The organism is Streptomyces sp. NPDC007346 (assembly GCF_040703535.1).
In the GTDB taxonomy this organism is placed as follows: Bacteria; Actinomycetota; Actinomycetes; order Streptomycetales; family Streptomycetaceae; genus Streptomyces.
The window spans coordinates 1-6,061 of the sequence record NZ_JBEYKR010000250.1; the positions used below are offsets into that span (position 1 = coordinate 1).

Sequence of the window (6,061 nt, forward strand, 5' to 3'; positions counted from 1 at the left end):
GATCAGTTGCGGCGAGTCGACGCCACGCGAGCGGATCGCGTTGACGATGACGATACCGAACACCAGCGCGCCCAGGGTATCCATAGTCAGGTAGCATGCGCCGTCAGTGCCGGCGGCCGGCGCCGCGGCGGCGGACGAAGTACAGGGCGCCGGTGGCGGCCGTGAGCACGAGGGCCGCGCCTCCCGCGACCTCCACCGTGTCCATGGTGCCGGAGCCGCCGCCGAGGCCGCCGCGCACCCCGCTCGGCGCGAGGGCCGTGGAGCTGACGGTCGGGGCTGTGGTCGGTGCGGTCGTGGGCACCGGGGTGACGGCGGGTCCGGCGGTGATGGTCAGGTTGACGTTGCGGGTGGTGCCGGTGGAGCCGCAGGAGAACGTCACCGCGTAGACCGCGCCCCGCCGGGCGTCCGTGTCGACGGTGGCGGTGGCCGTGGTGCTGCCGCTCGGGATGACGGTCGTGTCGAAGATGCCCGAGGTGATGGTCGTCTCGCCGGTGCACCCGCCGCCGCCGAGGGTCACCCGGCCGCCCGGCGAGATGACCGAGGGGGTGATCGTCGGGTTGAACGTGTTGATGGCCCCGTCCGGCGCGGCATGGGCGGCGGGCGGGGCCAACAGGGCGAGGGCGGTGGCGCCCAGGAGTGCGAGGGGTGCGACACGTATCGCGCGCATGGTGGATCCTCCGGGTTCCCCGAGGGGCAGCATGCGGAATGAATTTCCACATAGCAGGAAAAATGCACCTCGATGCCCGACACGCTAGGAGCGGTACGCACCGACCGCTATCGGGGTCCGGCGAATGGGTCAGTCACGTCCCCCGGCCGGCGCACCCGCGGGGACTTCCGAGGGGCTCACCGACCGGGGGCGGGGCGTCAGCGGGTGGCCTCCGGGAACAGGTCGAAGAACGGTTCGGCGGTGGCCGAGATACCCCGGCCGAAGGGCGCGTCGAAGTCCCAGATCAGGAAGAGCAGGAACGCGATCAGCACACTGAAGAGCCCCGCCAGCAGCAGTTCCCGGAACGTTCTGCGGATCTGGAGGGTGAAGATCAGCCCGACCGTCACCAGCGCCCCGATGATCAGCCCGAACCACACCACCCCGGGCATCGTCGCCCCCGCGTTCTGCCCCCGTGAGGAGCGGGCGTCGTCCGCCGCCGCCACCTGGTCCACCAGCGGCTGGTAGGCCTGTCCCTCCAGTTCGGTCTGGGGCTCGTACTCGGTGACGTCGGCCCGCACCCGGTCCAGCAGCTCCGTGCCGCGTTCGGTCAGCGTGCCCCGATCGGACATCACCTGCCACTCGTCGTTGATGACGTGGGCGACGTACGCGTCGACATCCGCGCGGATACGGTCGCGGACCTCGGCCGGGTAGACGGAGGAGCGCGCCTGCACCTCGTGCAGCGCCTGCGCCTCCAGCCGTACGGACTCCTGGGCGGCGCTGCGGCCCTCCCAGACCCCGGCGATGGCCAGACCCAGCACGATCGCGTAGACCACGCCGATCATCATCGTCATGTACTCGATGACGTCGGGCGTCTCGGACGGATCGTCGTCATCGGCGATCCGGCGGTTGTTGAGCACCGCGATGGTGAGCACGACCGCACAGGCCGACGCCATGGCAATGCTCAGGACGAGCCATTCGGACATGGATATCTCCTCGTCAGCGGGACGATCGGGGCCGCAGCACGGCGACGGCGAACACCGCCGGAGCGATGATCAGCAGGGTCGTGGACACCAGGGAGGGCCTGCTCCGTGGCTCCTTGCGGGTCGTTTTGCGGTACGCCGGAAGCGCCACGGGCCGGGGCTCGGGCCGCACCGAGGGGAGCGGTGACGGTTTCGGCGCAGGCGCAGGCGCAGGTGCGGGCGCGGGTGCGGGCTTGGGCGTGGGCGCGGCCTGCGGCGGAGGTGGCGGCGGGGGTGGTGGCGGAGGGGGAGGAGGCGGTGGTGCCGGCGCCGGGGGAGGCGAGGGCGGCGGAGGTGGGGGTGGAGGCGGCGGCTCCGGTACCGGTGGTGGGGACGGGGGCGGAGGAGGCGGAGGAGGCGGGGGCGGTGGCTCCGGGGGTGGCGGAGGCGGCGGCTCCGGTGTGGTGAACGCCGCGCATTTTCCGCTGCCCGCCACGGCGACCGAGGTGCTGCCGTCGCCCTGCCCGATGGTGGCCACCGCGCACGCGTCGGCGGTCGCGGGCTGCGGTACGGCTATCAGCCAGACGAGTGCGGCGGCTGTCGAGAGCCGCCCGATGCGGGATCCGTACACGACCGGGAGCATGATTCACGCCGTGTCGCGACACGCGCGACTCCGCGGTGGATTCGCCTGATGGTGGGACAATGAGCCGTTCATGTTTGCGCACGGTTGACGGCCCGCCAGGCGCCCGGCCACCGACGGCGCGGCCGTCATCGAACCGGCCGACGCGGCCGGGATTTCGGTCCGCAAGGCCCCGGAACTCGGTGACATCGTGGTGGACGAGCGCGGTATGACGGTTTACCGGTTCATCAAGGACTCCGCATGGCCGATGAACACGGCCCGCACCGGAGACTGTCTCAAGAAGTGGCCGGTTGTCACCCCCATGTCCAAAAACTCGGTGGAAGGCGTGACGAAGAAGGGATTTGTCACTTTCGACCGCCCGACGGCGTCAAGCGGCAGACCATCGACTGCCGGCCGGTCCCTACGTCCGCCGCGGCGAGAAGCCGACGGAACGTCAGCGGCCGGGGGGTCGGCGGTACATGGTGCGCACTCCCGCCCGGCCGGAGCCTCGAAGTAACCGCCCAGTAGCCCCCAAGTGGCCCCGAACCACCGGGAATCGGCGAGTGAAGTGCCGGTCCGTCGCCGCATGTGTACGCGCAGCGACGGACCGGCCGTTGTTGCCACCGGAGTGTGACCAATAACGGATCGCTAATTTCCGTTTCCGCTCGCTCTCTTGGCGGTCGATCAGTAGCCTCTGGTCAACACTGACCATGAACATGGCCGGATCGCCGTGGCGACTTGTTGGAGACATCGATGGAGCGTCCCGCCTGGGCACCGCAAGGCATAGATATCTCGGTGCCGAGCGTGTCCCGCATGTACGACTTCTATCTGGGCGGATCGCACAATTTCGAGGTGGACCGGGAAGCCGCGCGGAAGGCCATGGAGTTCCTGCCGGGCCTTCCCAAGATCATGCAGGCCAATCGGGCCTTTATGCGCCGGGCCGTGCGGTACGCGGTCGACGCGGGGATCGATCAGTTCCTGGACATCGGCTCCGGCATCCCGACCTTCGGCAACGTCCACGAGGTCGCCCAGGCCGCCGACCCCCGGGCCAAGGTGGCCTACGTCGACCACGACCCGGTCGCCGTCGCGCACAGCCGGGCGGTACTGGAGGGCAACGACCGCGCGGTCATCGCCGCCGCCGACCTGCGCCGGCCCGAGGCGATCCTGGCCGATCCGGAGGTCACCGGGCTGCTCGACCTGAACCGCCCGGTGGCGCTCCTGCTCGTCGCGGTGCTCCACTTCATCGAGGACGCCGACGAACCGCGTGCGGCGGTCGCCGAACTGCGCGAGGCGCTCGCGCCCGGCAGCCTGATCGTCCTGACCCACGCCTCGTACGAGGGCATCCCGCTCTCCAGGGAGGAGGCGGACGGCACCGTCGGGGTCTACCGGAACATCCGCAACCCGCTCGTCATGCGCACCCGTGAGGAGATCGGCGCGTTCTTCGAGGGGTACGAGATGGTCGAGCCCGGCCTCGTGTCGATGCCGAAGTGGCGGCCGGAGAGCCCTCAGGCGCCGGAACAGGAAGACCCGTACGCCTTCTCGGGCTTCGCAGGGGTTGGGCGTAAGGCGTGAGCATTCCCGCCCAGGCCTCCGGCGAGCAGGACGCGGAACCGGACGGGCCGGAAGGCCGGCTACGGAGATTCGCCACGATCTGGAGCCGGGCCCTCTTCCCTCTGACGGCCACCTCCCTGACCCGCCCGGAGTTCGAGCAGCACCTGCTGCCGCTGGCCCGTGAGCTCAGCCTCACCCTGCACGCCCACCCGTTCGACGCCTCGCCGGCCGCCCGGATCGGTGCGGCGCTGGTCGACGCGCACTGCACCGACCCGGACGCGCTGAGCTCCACGCTCGGCGTCGTCGACTCCTACCTCGTGCTGTACTGCGGCGGCAACGGCCCCGGCGAACTGTCCACCGAGGACGCCCGCGCCCGGTGCGCCCGCGTCCAGCACACCCTCGCCTCCGGCTTCTCCCAGGCCCTGCGCGAGCGGACCCTCGCCGAGCAGGAGGCCATCGCCCGCTCGGCGCTCACCGCCCGCTCGGATGCCGAGCAGGCCCTCCACGCCACCGAGGCCCGCTTCCGCGCGGTCTTCAAGGGCGCCGCCGTCGGCATCGGCATCGCCGACCTGGACGGCAACATCCTGGAGATCAACGACACGCTCACCAAGATGTTCGGCGGCCTGGAGCACCACGTCCGCAGCCACAAGCTGAACGAGTGGGCCCACCCCGAGGACTCGCCGCAGGTGTGGAAGTTCTACAACGAGCTGGTACGGGGGGAGCGCGACCACTACCGGGTGGAGAAGGCGTACTACCGCAACGACGGCACGGTCCTGTGGACCAACCTCACCGTCTCGCTGCTGCGCGATCCCGAGGGCCGCCCCCAGTACCAGCTCGCGCTCATGGAGGACACCACCGAGCGCCGCCTGCTCAACCTGCGGCTGCGCTACGAGGCCACCCACGACGCGCTCACCGGACTGCCCAACCGGACCCTGTTCTTCGAGCGTCTGGAGAAGGTGCTCTCCGCCCGGGACGGCGCCCGATACGGCCTCTGCTACCTGGACCTCGACGGCTTCAAGGCCATCAACGACAGCCTCGGCCACGCGGCCGGCGACCGGCTCCTGGTCGAGGTCGCCGACCGGCTGCAGAGCTGCGCCACCGCACAGGGCGAGATGGTCGCCCGGCTCGGCGGCGACGAGTTCGTGGCCCTGACCACCGGCCCGGGGACCGCCGACGCGGTGGACGAGCTGGCCGGGCGCATCCTCAACGTGCTGGCGTCCCCGATCCGGCTGGACGGCCGCGAACTCACCGTGCGCGGCTCGATCGGCGTCGTCGAGGGGGCCGCCGGGGAGCGCAGCGCCGCCGAGGTGCTGCGCAGCGCCGACATCACCATGTACCGGGCCAAGGCGGCGGGCGGCAACCGCTTCGAACTCGCCGACGCCGAGGCCGACGCCCGCGCCATCACCCGCCACGGGCTCACTACCGCGCTGCCCGCAGCGCTGGACCGGGGCGAGTTCTTCATCGAGTACCAGCCGCTCGTCCACCTGGGCGACGGCACCGTGCACGGCGCCGAGGCGCTCGTACGGTGGTGCCATCCGCAGCACGGGGTGCTCGGCCCCGACCGGTTCATCCCGCTCGCCGAGCACACCGGGCTGATCGTGCCGCTGGGGCGCTGGGTGCTGGAGGAGTCCGTCCGGCAGGCCAACTTCTGGAAGGAGCGGCACAGCGACGGCGGTCCGCTGCGGATCAACGTCAACCTCTCGCCGACCCAGCTGCACCACCCCCGGCTGGTCGCCGAGACGGTCGACGTGCTGGAACGGTCCGGTCTGGAACCCGGAGCGCTCTGCCTGGAGGTGACCGAGTCCGCCCTGATCGGCGCCGACGACGATCTCCTCAAGCCGCTGCGGCAGCTCGCGGAGATGGGCGTCGACATCGCGCTCGACGACTTCGGCACGGGCTACTCGAACCTGGCGAACCTGCGGCGGCTGCCGGTGAGCGTCCTCAAGCTGGACCGTTCCTTCACCCGGGGCATGCAGCAGCACCCGGCCGACCCGGTCGACCTGAAGATCGTCGAGGGGATCGTCTCGCTGGCCCACAGCCTGGAGCTGGCCGTCACGGTGGAGGGCGTGGAGACGGGGGCCCAGGCCGAGCAGCTGCGCCGTATCGGCTGCGACACCGCCCAGGGCTGGTACTACGCCCGCCCCGGCGCCCCGGACCGCATCCACTCGCTGCTCCTGGCCGACGCGGTCTGAGCCGTGCCGGTCCGGGGCCGGCGCCGATGCACCGCTGACCGCCGCCGGGGCCGCCGGGGCCGGACGACGCCCCGGCGCCGGGGCCCCGGGTCAC

Annotated in this window: 6 protein-coding genes and 1 pseudogene; 4 read left to right on the forward strand and 3 right to left on the reverse strand. The window is 71.3% G+C overall.

Annotated features, from left to right (window positions below):
• From AB0917_RS33385 to AB0917_RS33395, 3 genes are all read right to left on the reverse strand, one after another.
• On the reverse strand, positions 1–84 hold an 84-nt coding region (locus AB0917_RS33385; protein WP_366823470.1), incomplete at its 3' end, for a branched-chain amino acid transport system II carrier protein.
• Positions 85–103: 19 nt separating this feature from the next.
• Positions 104–667: a hypothetical protein gene (locus AB0917_RS33390; protein WP_366823465.1), complete on the reverse strand. Its 564-nt coding sequence runs from the start codon at positions 665–667 to the stop codon at positions 104–106.
• Positions 668–864: 197 nt separating this feature from the next.
• Complete coding sequence (locus tag AB0917_RS33395; protein ID WP_366823466.1) at positions 865–1,629, reverse strand: hypothetical protein; 765 nt, start codon at positions 1,627–1,629, stop codon at positions 865–867.
• Positions 1,630–1,809: 180 nt separating this feature from the next.
• Between AB0917_RS33395 and AB0917_RS33400 the strand changes: the two genes are divergently transcribed.
• From AB0917_RS33400 to AB0917_RS33415, 4 genes and pseudogenes are all read left to right on the forward strand, one after another.
• Positions 1,810–2,073: a hypothetical protein gene (locus AB0917_RS33400; RefSeq protein ID WP_366823467.1), complete on the forward strand. Its 264-nt coding sequence runs from the start codon at positions 1,810–1,812 to the stop codon at positions 2,071–2,073.
• Positions 2,074–2,378: 305 nt separating this feature from the next.
• Positions 2,379–2,752 (forward strand): annotated as a pseudogene (locus AB0917_RS33405) (hypothetical protein); the annotation flags it as partial.
• Between the two features lie 225 nt (positions 2,753–2,977).
• Positions 2,978–3,796 carry an SAM-dependent methyltransferase gene (locus AB0917_RS33410; RefSeq protein ID WP_366823468.1) on the forward strand — a complete coding sequence of 273 codons (819 nt, stop codon included), beginning with the start codon at positions 2,978–2,980 and terminating at the stop codon, positions 3,794–3,796.
• Positions 3,793–5,967 (forward strand): EAL domain-containing protein, encoded by a 2,175-nt coding sequence (locus AB0917_RS33415; RefSeq protein WP_366823469.1) that lies wholly within the window; start codon positions 3,793–3,795, stop codon positions 5,965–5,967. Before AB0917_RS33410 ends, AB0917_RS33415 begins: the two co-directional genes overlap by 4 nt.
• Positions 5,968–6,061 lie beyond the last annotated feature (94 nt).